The organism is Sphingomonas asaccharolytica NBRC 15499, assembly GCF_001598355.1.
GTDB classification, from domain to species: domain Bacteria; phylum Pseudomonadota; class Alphaproteobacteria; order Sphingomonadales; family Sphingomonadaceae; genus Sphingomonas; species Sphingomonas asaccharolytica.
This window is the reverse complement of the sequence record NZ_BCYU01000058.1, coordinates 1-18419: the sequence shown is the minus strand read 5'-3', so window position 1 is coordinate 18419 and position 18419 is coordinate 1. Positions and strand designations below refer to the sequence as shown.

The 18419-nt window shown below is 64.7% G+C and carries 22 protein-coding genes; 9 read left to right on the top strand and 13 right to left on the bottom strand.

What is annotated here, in order from left to right:
- Positions 1-77 precede the first annotated feature (77 nt).
- Positions 78-1094 (bottom strand): YncE family protein, encoded by a 1017-nt coding sequence (locus tag SAS01S_RS15295; RefSeq protein ID WP_157082844.1) that lies wholly within the window; start codon positions 1092-1094, stop codon positions 78-80.
- Between the two features lie 180 nt (positions 1095-1274).
- Here SAS01S_RS15295 and SAS01S_RS15290 point away from each other — a divergent pair, with 180 nt between their 5' ends.
- Together SAS01S_RS15290 and SAS01S_RS15285 are read left to right on the top strand one after the other, a co-directional pair.
- Positions 1275-1946 (top strand): response regulator transcription factor, encoded by a 672-nt coding sequence (locus SAS01S_RS15290; protein WP_066810332.1) that lies wholly within the window; start codon positions 1275-1277, stop codon positions 1944-1946.
- Positions 1939-3288, top strand: coding sequence for a sensor histidine kinase (locus SAS01S_RS15285; protein WP_066810330.1), 1350 nt, complete (start codon positions 1939-1941; stop codon positions 3286-3288). The genes SAS01S_RS15290 and SAS01S_RS15285 overlap by 8 nt, the downstream gene beginning before the upstream one ends.
- A 76-nt stretch (positions 3289-3364) precedes the next feature.
- On the opposite strand, the gene SAS01S_RS15280 is transcribed toward SAS01S_RS15285, so the two are convergent.
- Positions 3365-4408, bottom strand: coding sequence for a rod shape-determining protein (locus tag SAS01S_RS15280; RefSeq protein ID WP_066810328.1), 1044 nt, complete (start codon positions 4406-4408; stop codon positions 3365-3367).
- Positions 4409-4447: 39 nt separating this feature from the next.
- Positions 4448-4879: a hypothetical protein gene (locus tag SAS01S_RS22860; RefSeq protein ID WP_169804970.1), complete on the bottom strand. Its 432-nt coding sequence runs from the start codon at positions 4877-4879 to the stop codon at positions 4448-4450.
- On the opposite strand from SAS01S_RS22860, the gene SAS01S_RS15270 reads away from it, so the two are divergent.
- Entirely contained in the window at positions 4879-5202 is a 324-nt protein-coding gene (locus SAS01S_RS15270; RefSeq protein WP_218016315.1) for a cupin domain-containing protein, read from the top strand. The two genes, SAS01S_RS22860 and SAS01S_RS15270, sit on opposite strands and share 1 nt — an antisense overlap.
- Before the next feature lie 63 nt (positions 5203-5265).
- On the opposite strand, the gene SAS01S_RS15265 is transcribed toward SAS01S_RS15270, so the two are convergent.
- On the bottom strand, positions 5266-6183 hold the full coding sequence (locus SAS01S_RS15265; protein WP_066810324.1) for an OmpA family protein: 918 nt from the start codon (positions 6181-6183) through the stop codon (positions 5266-5268).
- Positions 6184-6778: 595 nt separating this feature from the next.
- Between SAS01S_RS15265 and SAS01S_RS15260 the strand changes: the two genes are divergently transcribed.
- Complete coding sequence (locus SAS01S_RS15260; protein ID WP_157082842.1) at positions 6779-8242, top strand: ABC transporter substrate-binding protein; 1464 nt, start codon at positions 6779-6781, stop codon at positions 8240-8242.
- An 8-nt stretch (positions 8243-8250) separates the two neighbouring features.
- Positions 8251-8673: a DUF4112 domain-containing protein gene (locus SAS01S_RS15255; protein WP_066810317.1), complete on the top strand. Its 423-nt coding sequence runs from the start codon at positions 8251-8253 to the stop codon at positions 8671-8673.
- Here the strand turns inward: SAS01S_RS15255 and SAS01S_RS15250 are convergent.
- The 5 genes from SAS01S_RS15250 to SAS01S_RS15230 form a co-directional block, all read right to left on the bottom strand.
- Positions 8670-9380 (bottom strand): ribonuclease T2 family protein, encoded by a 711-nt coding sequence (locus SAS01S_RS15250; RefSeq protein ID WP_066810315.1) that lies wholly within the window; start codon positions 9378-9380, stop codon positions 8670-8672. The genes SAS01S_RS15255 and SAS01S_RS15250 overlap by 4 nt on opposite strands.
- Positions 9377-9787 (bottom strand): hypothetical protein, encoded by a 411-nt coding sequence (locus SAS01S_RS23175; RefSeq protein WP_066810313.1) that lies wholly within the window; start codon positions 9785-9787, stop codon positions 9377-9379. The genes SAS01S_RS15250 and SAS01S_RS23175 overlap by 4 nt, the downstream gene beginning before the upstream one ends.
- 36 nt (positions 9788-9823) lie before the next feature.
- Complete coding sequence (gene nadC / locus SAS01S_RS15240) at positions 9824-10675, bottom strand: carboxylating nicotinate-nucleotide diphosphorylase (protein ID WP_066810311.1); 852 nt, start codon at positions 10673-10675, stop codon at positions 9824-9826.
- A 41-nt stretch (positions 10676-10716) separates the two neighbouring features.
- Positions 10717-11811 (bottom strand): acyltransferase family protein, encoded by a 1095-nt coding sequence (locus SAS01S_RS15235; protein WP_066810309.1) that lies wholly within the window; start codon positions 11809-11811, stop codon positions 10717-10719.
- 94 nt (positions 11812-11905) lie between these two features.
- Positions 11906-12235: a winged helix-turn-helix transcriptional regulator gene (locus SAS01S_RS15230; RefSeq protein WP_218016314.1), complete on the bottom strand. Its 330-nt coding sequence runs from the start codon at positions 12233-12235 to the stop codon at positions 11906-11908.
- A 72-nt stretch (positions 12236-12307) separates the two neighbouring features.
- Between SAS01S_RS15230 and SAS01S_RS15225 the strand changes: the two genes are divergently transcribed.
- From SAS01S_RS15225 to SAS01S_RS15210, 4 genes are read left to right on the top strand one after another with little or no spacing between them, the layout of a single operon-like run.
- Complete coding sequence (locus SAS01S_RS15225; RefSeq protein ID WP_066810352.1) at positions 12308-12646, top strand: hypothetical protein; 339 nt, start codon at positions 12308-12310, stop codon at positions 12644-12646.
- Entirely contained in the window at positions 12643-13278 is a 636-nt protein-coding gene (locus SAS01S_RS15220; protein ID WP_066810306.1) for a cysteine hydrolase family protein, read from the top strand. Before SAS01S_RS15225 ends, SAS01S_RS15220 begins: the two co-directional genes overlap by 4 nt.
- A complete protein-coding gene (locus tag SAS01S_RS15215; RefSeq protein WP_066810304.1) occupies positions 13275-13790 on the top strand; it encodes a DUF1697 domain-containing protein in 516 nt (171 codons plus the stop codon). The genes SAS01S_RS15220 and SAS01S_RS15215 overlap by 4 nt, the downstream gene beginning before the upstream one ends.
- A gap of 29 nt (positions 13791-13819) precedes the next feature.
- Positions 13820-15604, top strand: coding sequence for a DUF885 domain-containing protein (locus SAS01S_RS15210; protein WP_066810302.1), 1785 nt, complete (start codon positions 13820-13822; stop codon positions 15602-15604).
- Positions 15605-15625: 21 nt separating this feature from the next.
- Here the strand turns inward: SAS01S_RS15210 and SAS01S_RS15205 are convergent, their stop codons facing one another.
- Genes SAS01S_RS15205 through SAS01S_RS15190 form a run of 4 tightly spaced genes read right to left on the bottom strand, consistent with a single transcriptional unit; the run spans position 15626 to position 18325 of the window.
- Positions 15626-16015, bottom strand: a complete 390-nt coding sequence (locus SAS01S_RS15205; protein ID WP_066810300.1) for a VOC family protein — start codon at positions 16013-16015, stop codon at positions 15626-15628.
- Between the two features lie 49 nt (positions 16016-16064).
- Positions 16065-16553 carry a hypothetical protein gene (locus SAS01S_RS15200; protein WP_066810298.1) on the bottom strand — a complete coding sequence of 163 codons (489 nt, stop codon included), beginning with the start codon at positions 16551-16553 and terminating at the stop codon, positions 16065-16067.
- Positions 16554-16555: 2 nt separating this feature from the next.
- Positions 16556-17554 carry a quinolinate synthase NadA gene (gene nadA / locus SAS01S_RS15195; RefSeq protein ID WP_066810350.1) on the bottom strand — a complete coding sequence of 333 codons (999 nt, stop codon included), beginning with the start codon at positions 17552-17554 and terminating at the stop codon, positions 16556-16558.
- Between the two features lie 51 nt (positions 17555-17605).
- Entirely contained in the window at positions 17606-18325 is a 720-nt protein-coding gene (locus tag SAS01S_RS15190; RefSeq protein ID WP_066810296.1) for a hypothetical protein, read from the bottom strand.
- Positions 18326-18419: the final 94 nt, after the last annotated feature.

Here is an 18419-nt window from a genome sequence, read left to right as displayed (position 1 = left end):
CCGGGATTGTGACGCTTGGGGGACTCACGATCTGGGTTGACGTCTTTTAATGTCTGTGTCGCTTCCGGACTCGCCGCTCAACGCGATGTGACGACCAGAATGTGGAATGTACCCGGCTTCGGCTGTGGCTTGCCGCCCGGCGTCGTCGGCGGCGCGAGATCCGCGGTCGGAAGGTAGATGGCGCCGGTATCGGAATCGAGCGCCGCGGTTCGCGCACCCGGCTCGGTGGGAATCGAGCGGATGACGCGCGCGCCGCCATCCAGCGCGATTTGCACCAATGTGCCGTCGCCGCCGCACGGAATGAACGCGACGCGACGCCGGGTGTCGACGACCACCGTGTCGGGGCCCGCGCCAATGTCGAGCAAGCCGACCAGGCGATGATGGCGGACATCGATGATCGCGGCCTTGTGATTGGCGCAAGCACTGATCGCCTGTCCCGTCGCCGGGTCGAATGCGAGGCCGGTCGGCCCCTCGCAGCCGGTCAGCACCAGCGCCGGGCCGGCCTTGCCGGTGCGGAGGTCGGCCGTCTCGACCTCGCTCAAATCTTCATTGTTGACGATCAGCGTGTTGCCGTCATGCGTTGCCGCCTCAAGACCCGGCTTCAGGGTGATCGTTCCCGTCACCTTGCGGGCTACCGGATCGACCAGCGAGATCGTGCCCCCTTTCGCATTGACGACGACCAGGCGCTGGAGGGAGGCGTCATAATAAGCCGCGTCGGGATCATTGCCCACCGGCACCCTGGCCAATTCCTTTCCCGTTTCGGTGTCGAACAAGCGGACGGTATTGTCCCGTGCGCTCGTGACCGCGAGCAGGTGTCGGTTAGGGATCGGCACCGCGGCGTGTCCTTTGGCGATCCCCGAGAACGGCGCCTTGGCAGTGTTCCGCACGACATCGGCCGCCACGACGATGTCGCCGTGCGTGACATAGACCTGCTTTGTCGCCGAATCGATCGCGGCATAATCCCAGCCGCCATCGCCGGGCGCAGCGATCCGGCCAGTGACTGCATAGTTGCCGCCGCGGTCAGCGGCTGGGGCGGCGGACGCCGCAAGCAACGTTGCTGCGAGAAGCAGAGAGTTTGACAATTGCCGAGGCATGACCGGTTCCTCAATTGGTGGTTGGACCGCGCGAGTTGCCGCGCTTTCGGGGAGCCCGCCAAGGCCGTGGGCAGGACATTGGGAACTTTCAATCCCTATGACGGCCGGGAGTCGCCCGAACCGAGCTTCCGCCCAACTCCGCTCTGGACGGCGAGGGTTGCACAGCGGCATCTACGGACCATGCGGATTCTTCTGGTCGAGGACGACATCCAGACGGCGCTGTTGATCGAGAGCGGGCTCGCCCGCTCTCACACAATAGTGCATGTCGCGTGCGGCGCGGAGGCCATCGCTTCCGCGCGCTCCGGCGAATTCGACGTCGCCATTCTCGATCGGATGCTGCCCGATATCGATGGCCTCGCGGTTCTCGACGCCTGGCGCTCGCTCGACATCCGGATACCGGTATTGATGTTGACCGCGCTCGGGACGGTGGCGGATCGCGTCAGCGGCCTTGAGGGCGGGGCCGACGACTATCTCGTGAAGCCGTTCGCGATGGACGAGTTGCTGGCCCGGATCGCAGCGCTCAACCGGCGCTCGATCCGCGACGATCCGCCGACGCACTATCGGGTCGGCGACCTGTCGCTCGATCTGCTGCCGCGGCGAGTCAGACGGGCAGGCCGCGACGTGCATCTACAACCGCGCGAATTCGATTTGCTGTACCAGCTGATGCGCAACCCCGGACAGGCAGTGACGCGCAAGATGTTCCTGGCCAATGTCTGGGGCATCCATTTCGACCCGAACACCAATATCGTCGACAGCCATATCAGCCGCCTGCGCGCCAAGCTCCGGCATGGCGGCAGCGATCCGATCGAGACGTTGCAGGGTGTGGGATATCGATTGCGCGTCGATGCGTGAGTTCTGGCGAAGCGCCGCCTACCGCCTCGCCTTCGGCTACACCGCGCTCTGCGCCGTGGCGGTCCTGACGACCGGCCTTGCCGTCTATTACGCTGCGAGCGCCATGGTGTGGCGCGATTTCGATCATGCGATCACCGAAGAAGTGACCGGGCTCAAACGCGAATATGGCGAAGGTGGCTTGCCGGACCTGTTGGACGCGCTCGCCCGCCATGCGCATCGTCCGGGTAATGCCTATCGCTACGCGCTGTTCGATCGGAGCGGTAAGGTAGTGCTCGGGCAATCTTCGTTGCCCGAGGCATCGCCCGGCTGGGGCGAAACGCGACTGAATCAACCAGGGCAGCCGCTTTGGCGTGCGCGGTTTTTCGCGGAGCGTCTCCCGGGTGGCGAAACGTTGGTCGTGGCGGCCGACACGAACGATCTTTACGGGCTCCGCAACAGGTTACTCGGCGCGCTGGCCATCGGCTTCATTGTCATCCTCGGCTTGGGTGCGGCCGGCACCATCTTCTTCGGCCGCCATTTGCGGCGTCGATTGGAGACCATCTCGTCGACCGCCGAGGCCATCATCGCGGGAGACCTGCAGCAACGCGTCTCGATCGGACCGGCAGGCGACGAATTCGACCGCGCCGGTGCATCGCTCAACGCCATGCTCGACCGCATCGGGCAGTTGGTCGAGAATCTGCGCCAGGTATCGAGCGATGTCGCCCATGATTTGCGGACACCGCTGCAACGCCTGCGTGGGGCGATCGAGAATGGGTTGCACGGCCCTCAGGAAATTCCCCCGCTCCGCGACGCGCTGGAGCGGGCGCTCGGACAGAGCGACGCGGTGCTCGCGTTATTCGAAGCCATCCTTCGAATTTCCGAAGTGGAGGCCGGAAGCGCTCGAGAACGGTTCGAGCCGACCGATATCACCCGGCTGGCAAAGCGTGTCTGTGAAATGTACGGACCTGCCATCGAGGACAGCGGCAGAACGCTTGTCTGCACCAGCGAAGCTTCAGTGGTCGTGCTGGGCGACCGCGAATTGCTCGTTCAGATGATGACGAATCTTCTCGACAATGCGCTCCTCCATACCCCCCGAGGCACGGTGGTGACGATGAGTACGCAACAAGACAGTGCGCAGGCGCGATTGATCGTCGCCGACACCGGTCCGGGAGTGCCGAAAGCTGATCGCCAACGGATCACGCGACGTTTCGTGCGGCTCGATCGCGGGCGATCGCTCGGCGGGCACGGACTTGGCTTAAACCTGGTGAGCGCCATCGCCGCGGCACATGGCGGGCAGCTCGTCATCGAAGATAATTGTCCAGGGCTCCGAGCCGTAATTTGCTTGCCCATCGCGGTGCCTTAGTTTTTCCTCGGTCGAAGGCACTAATCGCAACTCTCCCTGGGGTCAGAGACCCGCGAGACCGACCAGCGCCCGCAACTTAACTGTCGATCATCACCCCCGAATACGTCTCGTCCTCGAGCGCCCTGCCCGCTCCCACCGCGACGCTGGTCAGCGGGTCTTCGGCAACGATGACCGGCACGCCCGTCGCCTGGGCCAACGCATCGCTGATGCCGGTCAGCAGCGAGCCGCCCCCGGTCATGACGATACCGTGTTCATGGATGTCGGCGGCGAGTTCGGGCGCGGTGGCGGCGAGGGTGCGCAACACGGTCTCGATCACCTGATCGACGAGGTCGCTGAGCGGCCCGGCAATGTCCGCCTGGCAGATGTCGATCTCTCGCGGCACGCCGTTGACCTGATCGCGGCCGCGCACGGGCATGACCAGCCCGCGCCCGTCCTCCGGTATCCGCGCGATGCCGATCTCCATCTTGATCCGCTCCGCCGTCGTCTCGCCAATGACCAGATTGTGGTTGCGGCGAATGCTCGACGCGATGGCATCGTCCATCTTGTCGCCCCCGACGCGGGTCGAGGCGTGATGGACAAGGTTGCCGAGCGAGAGCACCGCGACCTCGGTCGTGCCGCCGCCGATATCGACTACCATCGTGCCGACCGGATCGTTGATCGACAGGCCCGCGCCGATCGCCGCCGCCATCGGCTCCTCGATCAGGCGCACCCTGCGCGCGCCGGCATTGGTCCCGGCCTGCCGTATCGCCCGCCGCTCGACCTGGGTCGCGCCGGAGGGAATGCAGACCAGAATTTCCGGCCGGCGCGGGAGCCGCGAGGGGCCGCCATGCGCCTTGTCGATGAATGCCTTGATCATCTGTTCGGCGATATCGACGTCGGCGATGACGCCGTCGCGCATCGGACGCACGGTCGAAGTGCCTTGCGGCGTCCGCCCGATCATCAGCTTGGCTTCCATCCCGAAGGCCCGCAATCGCGGCAAGCCGTCGATCAACTCGATCGCGACGACCGATGGTTCGTTGAGCACGATGCCGCGGCCGCGCAGGTAAACGATGGTGTTCACCGTGCCGAGGTCGATCGCCATGTCATTGGAGGTCGTGGAAAAAAAGCGGGGTACGCGCATGATTACTCGATCTTTAGGAGGCGCGCGGACGTCCGCGCGTCATTGTCTGGCGTTCAGCTCGTCATAGAGGGCGATGAGCCGGTCGACTTCCGCAATGACCTCTCGCTGCTCATTAAGCCACCGCTGAGTTGCATCGTGCATCGGCTGGCCGATGCGGCCGTCGTGCAAGGTGGCGCCCTCTTCGATCAGCCAGACCGCGTCGCGCGCCCGCGTCCGCTGCAGCCGAAGGTGAGTCATCCATTGCTCGACGACGTCAGATGGTATTGTCCGGTCCAAATCAGCTCTCCCGGATCGTATATGGGAGGCGCGGCGCCAAATACGACGAGTCGGGTGCATCCGAGTGCGTTCGGCGCCGTTGCGATCGATGGATCGCCCCGAAATGCCGATGGAGATGGAGGTTGAGAATGAGTCGCGCAGATTTTGACCCGGCCAGCGTTCAGCCGGATGGGCGGCCGGCGTCACGAGCGACATTGTTCGATCCCGCAGGAGGAGGACCGTGGCGAGGATCGGTTGCCGGGCTGGCCCTGGACGGGCCCGTCACGGTGCTGGCGTATGGCACCGACGAGATCGGCGTTGGTCCGCGGCTGCATGTTCATCCCTATGACGAGACCTTCATCGTGATTCAGGGCCGCGCACGCTTCTTCGTCGGCGATGCCGTGGTCGAGGCTTCCGCCGGAGAGGTCGTGCTCGGTCCGGCGGGTGTGCCGCACAAGTTCGAGAATTTGGGGCCTGGCCGGCTCCAGACGATCGACATCCATCATTCGCCGCAATGGATTCAGACCGATCTGGAGTGAGCCGTCACCGGATTTGCGCCAGAATATGGAACTCGGGGTGGGCGATGCCCACCCCGAAGCGCCTTACATGCCGTCGACGGCCTTGCTGACCATGACGTTCACCGCGACGCGGCGATTCTGTGCCTTGCCGCTGGGGGTGTCATTGGGGGCCGCCGGATCCGCTTCCGACATCCCGGTGGGAGTCAGCATGCGATAGGGCTTCCAGTGGCACGCCTGTTGGAGATAATTGACGACGCGGCTGGCGCGCTTCTCGCTGAGCGACTGGTTCAAATCCTGGCTTCCGGTCGAGTCGGTATAGCCGACGACGAGAAGCAGGGCGTTGTTCATGCCTTCAGCTTGCGTAGCGGCGGCGCAAAGATCCGCCTTCGCCTGAGGAGACAGATCCGCCTTGCCGACACCGAAGGTCACGTTGGTCGTGCCCTTGACGTTATACTGATCGATATCGGCCACGCGGCCGCGCAGCGCCTCGGTTGCCGCGGCCTGTTCGCCGAAGCGCTGGTCGGTGCCGTTACGGATCATCGACGCGGTCCTGAGGTCCTTGGTCTTGAGCGCGATCTGGCTCGCCACCAGGCCGCCGCCCCATTGCACGGTCTTGACGCTGACCGGCAGGCCGTTGAGCAACTGGTCCGCGGCGAGTTTGTTGCTGCGGATGCCCAGCAGGCCGCCCTTGGACTTGATCTTGGTGCCATCGCTGATGAGGACCACGGTCTTGGCGCCGCCCGCGGTCGTCAGCTGCATCTTCTGGTCGTTGCGCGCCGAAATGAAGCCTTCGACGTCGGGGCCCTCCGGCATCCCGGACAAATCGGCAGGCGCGGTGCCATTCACGGTGATGTCCGGGTTAGCCGGAGCCGAGGCCGCAACCGGAGCGGGAGCCGGAGCCGCATCTTGCGGCGTCTGCTGTGCATGCACGCCGGCCGACATCGTGCCGGTCAGCAGGGCGAGCATGAAAAGCATTCTCGGGTTCTTGGAAATAGCACTCATCACATTGCTCCTTGAAATCTGACCAGCCGGGCGTTGGTGATCGCACGCATCGTCCGGCCGTCCTCTCCGTGTTGCCCATCGGGCAGGTTGATCACGCCACACCCAATTCCCTCGAGAGGTGCGGCGTGTAGCCGTACGCGAACATCAGGGACTTGCTGGGTGTTCGGGCCAACCTTTCGCGCACATGAACGGCGCGCGCGATGCCGGGGGTTGCAGGGATAACTGGAACGCATTGCGCGGCGAGCCGATGAAATCGCGCGGCGCAAAAAGCGCAATAGTAAACGCTCGGGCGATGACCGCGACTGCCGGAAGAGTGGGCCGCGACAGTCGCGGGCCGGCTTTCATGGTAAATCGCCGATACGCTGAACGAACGAAATCGGGGTGCGTAGCTAAGGCCGCAGGGCAATTGCCCACGCCGACTGTCTTGGCCGATTGCGCGACCAAATCGGAAAACCGGAGGGGCTTCCGGTGACTATAAAATGATAAAGAACTTGAGGGCTTTATGCGGGGGAGCTCCGCGCGCTCTTCCTAACGGGTTTCGGGTCCCGCCGTCCGCACCATGGCGCCAAGCCGCGGAGTTTGGCACAACGCGCCCATGACCGCGCCGCGCCGCATCCCTGCCCTGCTCCTGCTGCTGCTCGCATCTTGCAATCCGCGCCCCGACACCGGGCCGGTGGTGGTGAGCGCGATCGGTGGGCGGCCGTCCTACCCCGACGTCAACAAGCGCCCGGCCGACACCACGCAGCGCCTGCTGCTCGACTCCACCGCGCAGGGTCTGGTCCGCTTCGACGCGAGCGGTCAGATCGAACCGGGGCTCGCCGAGCGCTGGATCGTGATCGATCAGGGCCGCACCTATATCTTCCGCTTGCGCGAGGCCGAATGGAGCGATGGCGGCAAGGTCACTGCGGCGGATGTCGCGATCATTCTGAAACGCGCCATCGCCCCGTCATCGCGCAATCCGCTCAAACCGTTCCTGACCGCGATCGACGATATCGTGTCGATGACAGACCAGGTGATCGAGGTGCGGCTCAGCCGGCCGCGCCCCGATCTGCTCAAGCTGTTCGCGCAGCCCGAACTGGCCGTCCGGCGCGAGAATCCGCCGGGCGGGAGCGGACCGTTTCGGGTTGCCGCGGCCGCCGCCAATTCGGTGATGCTGCGCCCGGCTTTCGATCCGGCGCGATCGCCTGACGACGAGGTCGCCGAGCCCGGCCCCGAACAGAATGTCCAGCTGATCGGCGAAAGCGCCGCGCGCGCGCTGTTGCGCTTCGTGCACAAGGAGTCGGATTTCGTCGTCGGCGGGGCGGTCGGCGACTGGCCGCTGATCGCGATGACCAAGGTCGCGCCGGCGAATATTCGACTGGACCCCGCCGCCGGACTGTTCGGCCTGGCGATCGTCAAGCGCGACGGCTTGCTCGCCGCAGCGGCCGGGCGCGCCGCGATTGCCGAGGCGATCGATCGCCCGGCGCTGATCGCAGCCTTCACGCCCGATTGGGGGCAGCCGGTCGAGCGCCTGTTGCCCGACAAGCTCGATTCGGCGAGCACGCCCGCGGTATCGGCCTGGGCAACGCTAACGCCCGATGCCCGCCTGGCCGATGCCCGCCAGCAAGTGGCGGCGTATCGCCTTGACAATCCTGGGGAGATCGCCTTGCGGGTGGCGCTGCCCAACATGCCGGGCGGTAACATATTGTGGGGTCAGATCGGCGCGCGGCTGGCGACGATCGGCATTCGACCGATCCGCGTGGCGATGACTGCCGAGGCGGACCTGCGGCTGGTCGACCAGGTCGCGCCCTATGACAGCGCGCGTTGGTATCTCGCGACGGCTTGTGTGCTGTGCAGCGACGATGCGCAGGCCGCGCTGACCGCCGCTCGCGACGCCCCGACCATGGCGGAACGCGCCACGCACATCGCCGAAGCCGATGGCGCGCTGGCCGCCGATGTCGCCTTCATCCCGATCGCCACGCCCTTGCGCTGGTCACTCGTGTCGCTGCGGCTGCAGCAATGGCAGGGGAACCCGCGGGCATGGCACCCGTTGAATCGACTACGCAACGACACCAACTAGATCGGACCATGGCCAACACGACCCGTATCCCGCGTCCCGATATCAGCCAGATCGTCCCAATGGGCCGTGACGCCGCCTCCGTGCGCAAGCGCATCGAGGGGTTGGAGCATCTGCTCGAAGGGCTGATCAAGATCCCCGGCACCAACCAGAAACTGGGGCTGGACGTCATCCTGGACCTGATCCCCGGCATCGGCGACCTGGTCGGTGCGGCGCTCGGATCGTACATGGTGTGGGAAGCGCGCAACCTGGGCATGTCGAAAACCCAGATGGCGCGGATGTTCGGCAATGTCGGCGTCGACTTCGCGCTGGGACTGATCCCCTGGGTGGGCGCGGTGCCCGACTTCTTCTTCCGCTCGAACAGCCGCAATCTCAAGATCATCCGCAAGCATCTCGACAAGCATCATCCGTCAACGGCGGTGATCGAGGGCTAGCGCCGGCCGCGCCAAATCTTCAACCGCGCGTTCCCCGGAAGCCCGCCGGTATTCGGCTTGCAGCGCTCGTAAGCGAAGCGCCGATCGAGGCACAGCCATAGCTCGTCGAGCCAACCACTCTTCGCAGTCACGCGGATCGCGCCGACGGGGATGCCCGGGTTGGACCTGGCAAACGCCGCCGCGAACTGGCCGACGGTCAGCGGCCGGCGCGAGAGCGCGTCCATGTCGGGATAGCGGAGCTTGGCGTACATCGCGCTCGATCGCGCGAAATAGGCGGCCGGGGTCGTCCCCATGCAGGTGCCGTGCTTGGCCCATTCGTGCTGGATCAATTGCGCCGACGGGGTCGAGCAGAGCATTCCCTTGATCACTAGCGGCGGCACGAGATCGGTTGTCGTGCAATATTGCGGCCAGTCCTTGCCGACGCCATCGGGCCACAGGCCGTGCAGCGTGAACCCGAACCGGTTGCCGCTGCCGCACTGAAACCGCGCCGAGGGCGTGAACCCGCCGTTGCGGCAGAATTGCGGTCCCCAGGTGATCGCCAGCGTATAGCCGCCGATCGGCAGCACGCGCTGCGGCTGGTCGGCCGTCGGCAATTCCGGGTTGGGCCGCGGCGGATTGGCATTCGGCGTGCAGACTAGCGCCTGGGCATTGGCGATGCCGGGCAGGACCAGGGCAGTCAGCGCCGCGAGCGTGGCGCGCGCTTTCACGCCGACGCTCCGAACCAGGCCGACGCGTCCCGCCGGAACAGGCAGATAACCGCCAGCGTGGTCAGGACCAGCGACACGACCGACAGGCCGAGCGGTAGCGCCGATTGCGGCCCGCTGACGGTGAGCGAGAAGACGAACCCGATCAATCCGAGCACGTAGAGGACGGCGATCGCCCAGCGTGCGACATTGCTGCGCGACCGGGCGGCGAAATACCACAGCAGCAACCATAAGGTGAACGTGAAGACCGTGAGCAGCGCCGGAAACCAGGGACCCAGCATCTGCTTGACCTGGATCGTCTGCGGATTGGCGTCGGTCGCGGCCCAGGTCATGGCGGTGTTTACCGCCTCCACCAGCACCGATCCCAGATAGAATGTTTCGAACAATCTGATCGACTTCGGCCTTACCATGAAAATCCCCCTAAACCCCTGATATCTTTATAATGGTCAGCCGATCGCGGCGAAATCAAGACCGATGTCCGCGGCCGGCGCCGACTGGGTCAGCCGTCCGACACTGATATAAGTCACGCCGGTTTCCGCGATCGCGCGGATTGTGTCGAGCCGCACCCCGCCCGATGCCTCGGTCGGCACGCGCCCGCCGACCAAAGTGACTGCCCCGCGAAGGGTCGGCACGTCCATATTGTCGAGCAATAAGTGCGTCGCCCCTGCCGCCAGCGCCGGCTCGATCTGGTCGACGCGATCGACCTCGACAATGATCCGTTCGATCCCGGCGGCAACCGCACGACGCACCGCTTCGGCCACCGATCCGGCCACCGCGACATGATTGTCCTTGATCATCGCCGCATCCCACAGCCCCATGCGATGATTGGTCGCGCCGCCCATTCGCGTCGCGTATTTTTCGAGCAGTCTGAGCCCGGGAATGGTCTTGCGCGTGTCGAGCAGGATGGCGCCGGTCCCGGCGATCTTGTCGACATAGGCGCGGGTCATCGTGGCGATGCCCGACAGATGCTGGATCGTATTGAGCGCCGAACGTTCGGCGGTGAGCATCGCGCGCCCCATGCCTTCGAGGCGCATCAGGTCGGTACCGGCCGCGACCCGCTGGCCATCGGCAACCAGCCGCTCGATCGCCACATCGGGGTCGAGCGCACGAAAAAAGGCCTCGGCGATCGGCAGGCCGGCGACGACGGTCGCGTCGCGGCTGTCCATCACGCCGGTGAAGCGCGCCTCGGCAGGGATGACGGCAGCGGAGGTGATATCCCCGCCGTCGCCCAGATCCTCGGCGAGTGTGGCACGAACGAAGGCGGAGAGGTCGAAACCAGGCAGGTCGAACATGGTCATGCTGGTAGCGCGCCGTGATCGGGCGCGCGACCCCCTAATCGTCAGAAGGTCGCTGCCGAGACCACCGATAACGCGCCCGCCTGGCGTTTCTTCCCGATCGTGGCGAACCGCGCGTTGATCCATTTCCGCGCCGGAGTCTCGACCAGGAACAGGATAGCGATCGAGAGGACGAGATCGATCGGATATTGCAGCATCAGCAGCGACCGTCCGCCGGCGATCGTGCGCAGGGCGAAATTGACCGGCTCGTGGATGATGTAGAGGGCATAGCTCGCTGCGCCGAGCAGCATGAACGCGCGCGTGTTCATCAATCGCGTGAATGGCGCGCGCGGTGCGTTGACCAGGCCCAGGATGACCAGGGTCGCGAGGATCACGGCGCAAGCGGCCTGCAAGCCGAAGGCATCCTGACCGAGCACGAAGACGAACACGAGCAACGAAAGCTCGGGCGGGATCGGCAGCGCGCGAATGCCGCGGCGCGCCTGCCACTCGGCCAGCAACATGCCGGCGAAGAATTCGGGCAGACGCAGCACTGGCAGCGGAAGATAGTTCATCCAGGGGAAACGCTGCACCTCCGCGGGAGGGTCGACGCTGCCGGTGACGATGGCGAACACTGCCACCAGGGCGACGCCGGCGAACAGCAGGTAGCGCGGGGCGCGTTCGACCAGACCGCACAACAGCGGAAAGCAGAGATAGAAAAAGAACTCGACCGACAGCATCCATGCCGGCGGGTTCCAATTCTGCCATCCCCAGCTGTTGCCGAGCGTCGCCCAGCACTGCACCAGCACGAATTGCGGCAGGGCGCCCCAGGCCGCCACGGCATAAGCCGGCGCCATCAGCATCACGCCGATCAAGTAAACGGGATAGATCCGCGCGACTCGCGAGACGCCATAGCGCCGCCACGCTCCCTTCTCGCTCAGCCGCCCCCGATACAGCGTCTGCAGGATGAAGCCGGAGAGCACGAAGAAGAAACCCAACGCCATCTGGGCATGCAAGGCGGAATTGGCGAGCAGCTTGGGCGCCCAGGGCTGGGATGAAAGCCAGTTCGATCCCGAATGATGGAAGACTGTCGCGCCGACGGCGATGAACCTGATCCCCACCAGCGGCCGCAACACGGCCGTACGCGCTTCGCGATCGTCCACTCGTGGTTCCCCCCCGGCCCACACCAAGCACGAACACGTGCCGGGCGCATTGACCGAGGTCAATGGCGAAGGCAGTTCAGGCGGACATTGGGGCTCAGCCGTCGCGGATGATCACGCCGCGGTCGCGCGCTTCATTTGCGCCCCAGGCATAGAGCGCCTCGAGCATCGGCCGTGCCGCCTCGCCTCGCGCGCTCAGGCGATAGGCACCGCGTTCGCCCGCGGCCTCGATGAAACCGAGTTCGGTCAGGTCAACGAGACGCTCGGTCAGCACTTTGTCGGCGATGCCCGGGATCAACCGCCGCAAATCGCCATAGCGCAACGGACCGTCCTTCAGCCGCGCGAGAATCACCGCCTTCCATTTGCCGCGCAACAAATCGATCGCGAACTCGGTGCCGCAGCCGGCGATGCGAGGGAGCGGGTTCACGCCACACACCCGATGGTGCGTTGAGCGGCGCGCCAGCCCCATCCTAACGCGATGATCCAAGGAGAAAGCATCATGAAGATCATCGCCTATGACCGGTTCAAGCCCGGGGTCACAATGGACGACGTCCAGCCGTACCTCAAGGACGAGGTGTCGAACGTCTGGCGGCTATGGAAGGCCGGCATCGTTCGCGAAAACTATGCCCGCGCCGATGAACCCGGCGTGGTGATCGTGTTCGAATGCGACACGGTCGACACATGCCGCCGCTATCTCGACGATTTTCCGCTATCGAAAGCGGGGTTGCTCGACTGGTTCACGATCGCGGTCGACGCGCCCTGGCCAATCGAAAATCTCTTTGCCGCCGGGCTCGATATCGGCGAACCTTTCGACCGGACGCTCGGGAGCAATGCATGAAGACGGTGGACGGCCTGGACTTGCCCGCGACGCTCGACGAATGGGCCGACCCGGCGCGGACGGCGTTGCTGGTCTATGACATGCAGATCGGTATCTGCCGTCAGGTCGAAAGCACGGTGATCATCGCCAATGTCCAACGCGTCCTGGCCGTCGCACGGGCAGCGGGCATGCGGACAATTTTCACGCGTCATTTGTCGCTGCCCAGGAAGCTGATGGGGCGGATGGCCTATCGCACCGCGATGGCGTGGCAGCGGACCGACGATCCGGACGCGGTCGAGCCGTGGTTCCTGCGCGACTCGCCCGGCTTCGCGATCACTCCCGAACTCACGCCGCGCGCGGACGAAGCGGTGTTCGACAAGATCACCATGTCGGCGTTCGAGGGCACGCCACTCGCCATTACCTTGCGCGATTGCGGCATCCAGGCGCTGGCGATTTGTGGCATCGCGATGGAAATCGGGATCGAACCGACTGTCCGCCACGCCGCCGACCTCGGCATCGTGCCGATCGTCATCGCCGACGCCTGCGGCCATGGCGATGCCGAGGCGGCGCGACGCTCGCTCGACCAGATGCGGTTCACCGGCGACGCGATCGTCACCGACGTCGCCGGCTTCTCTGCGGCGCTGTCGGCATGACCGCCTATATCGCCCTGCTCCGCGCGGTGAATGTCGGGGGGACCGGCAAACTGCCGATGACCGAATTGGCGGCAATGTGCGACGCGGCCGGGTTCGCCAAGGTGAAGACCTATATCGCCAGCGGCAATGTCGTCTTCACCTCGGGCAAGAGCGAGGCGGCGGTGAAGGCGGCGCTGGAAAAGGCGATGGAGAAATATGCCGGCAAAGCGGTCGGCGTGATGGTGCGCACCGCCGCCGAAATGGCCGCCGTGCGCGATGCCAATCCGTTCGCGGATGCACCGGGCAATCGCGTCGTCGCGACGTTCCTGGCCGAGGCGCCGGCGAAGGACGCGATCGAGCAGGCGACGAACGTCAATGGCGAGGAAATGGCGATCGGCAAGCGCGAAATCTACATCCGCTATACCGATCACGGCATGGCGGATTCGAAGCTCAAAATCCCCGGCGCGAAAACCGGCACCGCGCGCAACATGAACACCGTCGCCAAGCTGGCGGAGATGGCCGCCAAGCTTTAGACTCCCTCTCAACAATAGAGGGGATCATCATGCGCCGCACCGCCTTCCTGCTGCTTGCCGCCGCCGCCACGCTCGGCGCCTCCGTCCCAGCCGCGACGCCGGCCGTATCGAAAACGATCAGCGCCAACGCGCAGTTCGCGGCACTGTCGAAGCGCTATGTCGACAGCCTGGCGCGGTTCTCGCCGGTCGGCGGGACGCAGCTCGGCGATCATCGTTTCGACGACAAGCTGCCCGACATCACCGCGCGCGGCCGCGGCAAGCAGGCGGCATTCGATCAGGCGATGCTCGGCAACCTTGCCAGCATCGATTTCAAGGCGCTGAGCCGGGACAATCAGGTCGACCTCCTGTTGCTCAAGAACGCGCTCGATTACGAGCTCTGGGATATCCAGGTGCTCAAGAGCTGGTCGTGGAACGCGCAGAATTACAACGATGCCGCGGCCGGCGCGCTCTACACGCTTGCCGCGCGCGACTTCGCGCCCTGGCCCAAGCGGCTCAAGGCGGCGACCGCGCGGATGGAAGCGCTCCCCGCCTTCCTGCTCGAAACGCGGCGCCAGTTGATCGCGGCCAAGGTCCCGCAAATCTATGCGAGCACGGTGGCGAAGCAGAATTCGGGAATCGTCGAGATCGCCGAGGGCATGCTCGCGCCGCACGCCAGCGAGCTTGCGCCCGCCGACAAGGCGCGGTTCGATGCCGCGCTGAGCAAATTGAAGGCCGCGGTGGCCGATCAGCAGGTCTGGCTCGACAAGACATTGGTGCCCGCGGCCAAGGGCGATTTCCGCCTGGGGGCAAAGCTTTACGACCAGAAGATGAAGTTCGCTTTGGTGTCGACGATCTCGCGACCCGAGCTCAAGGCCAAGGCGACCGCCGCCGCAGCGGCGACGCGCGCCGAGATGTACCGGCTGGCCAAACAGGTGCTGGCGGGCAAGGCGAACGCCCCTGCCCTCCCCGCCAATCCGAGCCCCGACCAGCAGCAAAAGGCGATCGAGGCCGCGCTCGACCTGACCTATGCGCAGCGCCCGGCGCGCGACGGAGTCGAGGCCGCGGCCAAGGCGACCTTGGCCAGCGCGAGCGATTTCGTCCGGGCCAGGGGACTGGTGACGATGCCGACCGCGCCGGTCAGGATCATCACCATGCCCAAATTCCAGCAGGGCAATTCGGTGGCATATTGCGATTCACCCGGTCCGCTCGACAAGGGGCAGGACACGTTCTTCGCGATCTCGCCGATCCCCGACGACTGGAGCGACGCGCAGGCGACCTCGTTCCTGCGCGAATATAACAGCTACATGATCCACGACCTCAGCATCCATGAGGCGATGCCGGGGCATTGGCTGCAGATCGACCATTCGAACCAGGACAAATCGGTGCTGCGCGCGGTGCTGTCGTCGGGGCCGTTCGTCGAAGGCTGGGCAGTCTATGCCGAGGGGTTGATGGCCGATCAGGATTATCTGAACGGCGATCCGCTGTTCAAGCTGACCGTGCTCAAGATGCGGCTGCGCTCGATCACCAACACGCTGCTCGACATCGGCATCCAGACCGAAGGCATGACGCGCGACCAGGCGATGGACCTAATGATGAAGGGCGCATTTCAGCAGGAGCGCGAGGCGGCCGGCAAATGGGTCCGCGCGCAGCTCTCGTCGACGCAACTGCTCAGCTATTTCTCGGGCTATGAGGAGCATATGGCGATGCGCGAGGAAGCGAAGCGCCGCTGGGGCACGAAGTTCGACCTCAAGACCTATAACGACGCGGTCCTGGCGCACGGTTCGCCGCCGGGACGGTTCGTGCGGGAATTGGTGTTCGATATGCCGATCGAATGAGGGTTAGGTCGGAGGCAACGTTCAGTACGGCCCCGCCTGGAGCCGCTGCGAGATCCACCAGATATTGCCTTGCGGATCGCGCATCCCGCCCTGACGATCGCCATAGGTACGGTCGCCGACCTCCATCGACTGCACCCCGCCTGCCGCAACTGCCTGCGCCATCGTTGCGTCGGCATCGGCGACATAGATATAATAGGTGGCTTGGGTGGCGGGATTGTCGTCGGTCGCCTCACTGACCATAACCACGGTATCGTTGAAGCGGATCTGCGCGTTGGCGACAGTGCCGTCGGCGTTCGAATGGACGCCGATGATCTCTCCGCCAAGCGCGCTTTCGAGAAAGGTCACATAGGCCGCAGCGTCCGTCGCGAAGATATAGGGGAATATTGTCGTGAAACCCGGCGGCACGTGCATGGCATCCTCCCTCAGCGCCTGAGCCGCGCCCAGACGTAGCCCTTTGCGGTCACCTCGCCAGGTCAGACCAGAACCTTATGTGGCGATAGGCCGCATCTTCGAGCGACGACCATCCGCCGAATTCGTTTTGGAAATAGTGATCGAGGTTAGCGCCGTAATAGATGATGTCGGTCTGGTAGATCGAGAAGACGGGATTTCCCGACGTGTTTGGCTCGGCCGGAAGATAGCGATGTCCGATAAGGGGTATCAATTTGGGTGCCTTGCCGACCTCGATCCTCGCGACTTCCCGCCGCTCTTCCTCACGCTGTGGGCACTCCCCCCATTCCGCTAGCCAAAAGCCGTTCTGCTCGATGTCGAAAAGGGTCCCCTCGAGCGGCCAGGCAAGCGCGTCTCGAATTCGCTCGTGCTCGGTCCGCCAGTCATAACCTTCAACCGGGCGGCGATCGCATAACAGGCCAATCAGGTCCGGCGGAAAGACCAGGTCAAACTCTTCCTGTGCGCGATCCAGCTCTTCTCTCGAATAGCCGGCCGCCCACATGGTCAATCCCCCGTCACCTTCGCCGGCCCGAGGTCGCCCATCCCCACCGTCGCCGAGGCCATGCTCAGCATCGCGTCGAGGCTCTTCTTGGCCTTGAGGCGAAGCTCTTCCTCCATCTCGATCCGCGGCTCGAGGTCGCGCAGCGCGACGTAGAGTTTCTCCATCGTGTTGAGCGCCATGTACGGGCAGATGTTGCAGTTGCAGTTTCCGTCCGCGCCCGGTGCGCCGATGAAATGCTTGTTGGGCAGCGCCTTTTCCATCTGGTGGATGATGTGCGGCTCGGTCGCGACGATCAGCGTGTCGCCTTCGAAATCCTGGGCATATTTGAGGATGCCGCTGGTCGAGCCGACATAATCGGCATGATCGAGGATGACCGCCGGGCATTCCGGGTGCGCGGCGACCGGGGCGCCGGGATGCTGCGCCTTGAGCTTGAGCAATTCGGTCTCGCTGAACGCCTCGTGGACGATGCACACGCCCGGCCACAGGATGAGGTCACGCCCGGTCTTGCGCGCAAGATAGCCGCCGAGATTGCGGTCGGGGCCGAAGATGATCTTCTGGTCCTTGGGGATCTGGCTGAGGATCTTTTCCGCCGACGAGCTGGTGACGATCACGTCGCTGAGCGCCTTCACCGCCGCCGAGCAGTTGATATAGGTCAACGCGATCGCGTCGGGATGCTGCGCGCGAAAGGCCGCGAACTGGTCGGGCGGGCAGCTGTCCTCCAGGCTGCAGCCGGCATTCATGTCGGGCAGCACGACGATCTTTTCGGGCGACAGGATCTTCGCCGTCTCCGCCATGAAGCGCACGCCGCAAAAGGCGATGACCTCGGCATCCGTCGCCTGCGCCTTGCGGCTGAGGTCGAGACTGTCGCCGACGAAATCGGCAATGTCCTGGATTTCCGGCTTTTGGTAATAATGCGCCAGGATGACGGCGTTGCGCTCCTTGCGCAGCCGGTCGATCTCGGCGCGCAGGTCGAGGCCGGTCAGATTGTGGCGCTGTTCCATCACTCGCTCCCGCTGGTGTCGGCGCTCACATGGCCCCGCGACGGGGATCGATCAACCCATCAGGTAATGCGTCAGGCTGAGCATCGGCGGACTAAAGGCGATCGGGCGCATCAACGCCACCACTATCGTGATCGCGCCGAACCCCCAGAAATATGCCGGATGCACCTTGCCGCGCGTGCGCAGGTCATAGAGCATCGCGACCGCGACATAGACCAGCATCACCGCCCAGATGCCCCAGAGGATCCATGTCCCCATGAGCGGCAGCGGCAACAGGCGCCCGACGCCCGGCGTCATCACCTGGATCGCGCCGCACAGCATCAGCCGGCGATGCCAGTCGGTCCGTCCTCGCATCGCCACGCCGGCGAGAGTCAGTCCGGCAAAGGTCAGCACGGTCAGCCAATCCATCACCAGGAAGACATTGGGTTCGAAGAACGGCGGAATACGGTGGTTGATTGCCGTCAGCGTATTCACGCTGAGCCCGACCAGCACCGTCCAGCCGACATAGACAGCGGCGACGCGGCCGAGCCGGCGGTGGAGCGTCAATTCCCCGCGCCAGATCAGGAAGTTCTGCGCCAGATAGATGCCGATCCAGCCCATGAACGTCAGGCCGTGGACGTGCACCCACCAGGGCGCGCCAAAGCTCGAGCGCCCCATAGCCAGCTGAAGCGAAAAGCCGCTGACAACGGTCGCCGCGATCACCAGCGCCATGACGAAGAAGAACAGGCGCTCCCGGACGAGCGGATGCATCTGCGTGTCGGCTGTAGTGGCCATGATTTCCCCCCGGAAAATGTTGGCGGGGATTTAGCAGTATTGCTGTCGATGCACTAGGGAGAGAGCGAGAGCGGTCTGAGAATTCCTCCCCGGC

Coding starts and splice junctions, on each gene's coding strand:
- SAS01S_RS15295 (WP_157082844.1), bottom strand. CDS start 1,094: ATGCCTCGGCAATTGTCAAACTCTCTGCTTCTCGCAGCAACGTTGCTT.
- SAS01S_RS15290 (WP_066810332.1), top strand. CDS start 1,275: ATGCGGATTCTTCTGGTCGAGGACGACATCCAGACGGCGCTGTTGATC.
- SAS01S_RS15285 (WP_066810330.1), top strand. CDS start 1,939: ATGCGTGAGTTCTGGCGAAGCGCCGCCTACCGCCTCGCCTTCGGCTAC.
- SAS01S_RS15280 (WP_066810328.1), bottom strand. CDS start 4,408: ATGCGCGTACCCCGCTTTTTTTCCACGACCTCCAATGACATGGCGATC.
- SAS01S_RS22860 (WP_169804970.1), bottom strand. CDS start 4,879: ATGTCGCTCGTGACGCCGGCCGCCCATCCGGCTGAACGCTGGCCGGGT.
- SAS01S_RS15265 (WP_066810324.1), bottom strand. CDS start 6,183: ATGAGTGCTATTTCCAAGAACCCGAGAATGCTTTTCATGCTCGCCCTG.
- SAS01S_RS15260 (WP_157082842.1), top strand. CDS start 6,779: ATGACCGCGCCGCGCCGCATCCCTGCCCTGCTCCTGCTGCTGCTCGCA.
- SAS01S_RS15255 (WP_066810317.1), top strand. CDS start 8,251: ATGGCCAACACGACCCGTATCCCGCGTCCCGATATCAGCCAGATCGTC.
- SAS01S_RS23175 (WP_066810313.1), bottom strand. CDS start 9,787: ATGGTAAGGCCGAAGTCGATCAGATTGTTCGAAACATTCTATCTGGGA.
- nadC (WP_066810311.1), bottom strand. CDS start 10,675: ATGACCATGTTCGACCTGCCTGGTTTCGACCTCTCCGCCTTCGTTCGT.
- SAS01S_RS15225 (WP_066810352.1), top strand. CDS start 12,308: ATGAAGATCATCGCCTATGACCGGTTCAAGCCCGGGGTCACAATGGAC.
- SAS01S_RS15220 (WP_066810306.1), top strand. CDS start 12,643: ATGAAGACGGTGGACGGCCTGGACTTGCCCGCGACGCTCGACGAATGG.
- SAS01S_RS15215 (WP_066810304.1), top strand. CDS start 13,275: ATGACCGCCTATATCGCCCTGCTCCGCGCGGTGAATGTCGGGGGGACC.
- SAS01S_RS15210 (WP_066810302.1), top strand. CDS start 13,820: ATGCGCCGCACCGCCTTCCTGCTGCTTGCCGCCGCCGCCACGCTCGGC.
- SAS01S_RS15205 (WP_066810300.1), bottom strand. CDS start 16,015: ATGCACGTGCCGCCGGGTTTCACGACAATATTCCCCTATATCTTCGCG.
- SAS01S_RS15200 (WP_066810298.1), bottom strand. CDS start 16,553: ATGTGGGCGGCCGGCTATTCGAGAGAAGAGCTGGATCGCGCACAGGAA.
- nadA (WP_066810350.1), bottom strand. CDS start 17,554: ATGGAACAGCGCCACAATCTGACCGGCCTCGACCTGCGCGCCGAGATC.
- SAS01S_RS15190 (WP_066810296.1), bottom strand. CDS start 18,325: ATGGCCACTACAGCCGACACGCAGATGCATCCGCTCGTCCGGGAGCGC.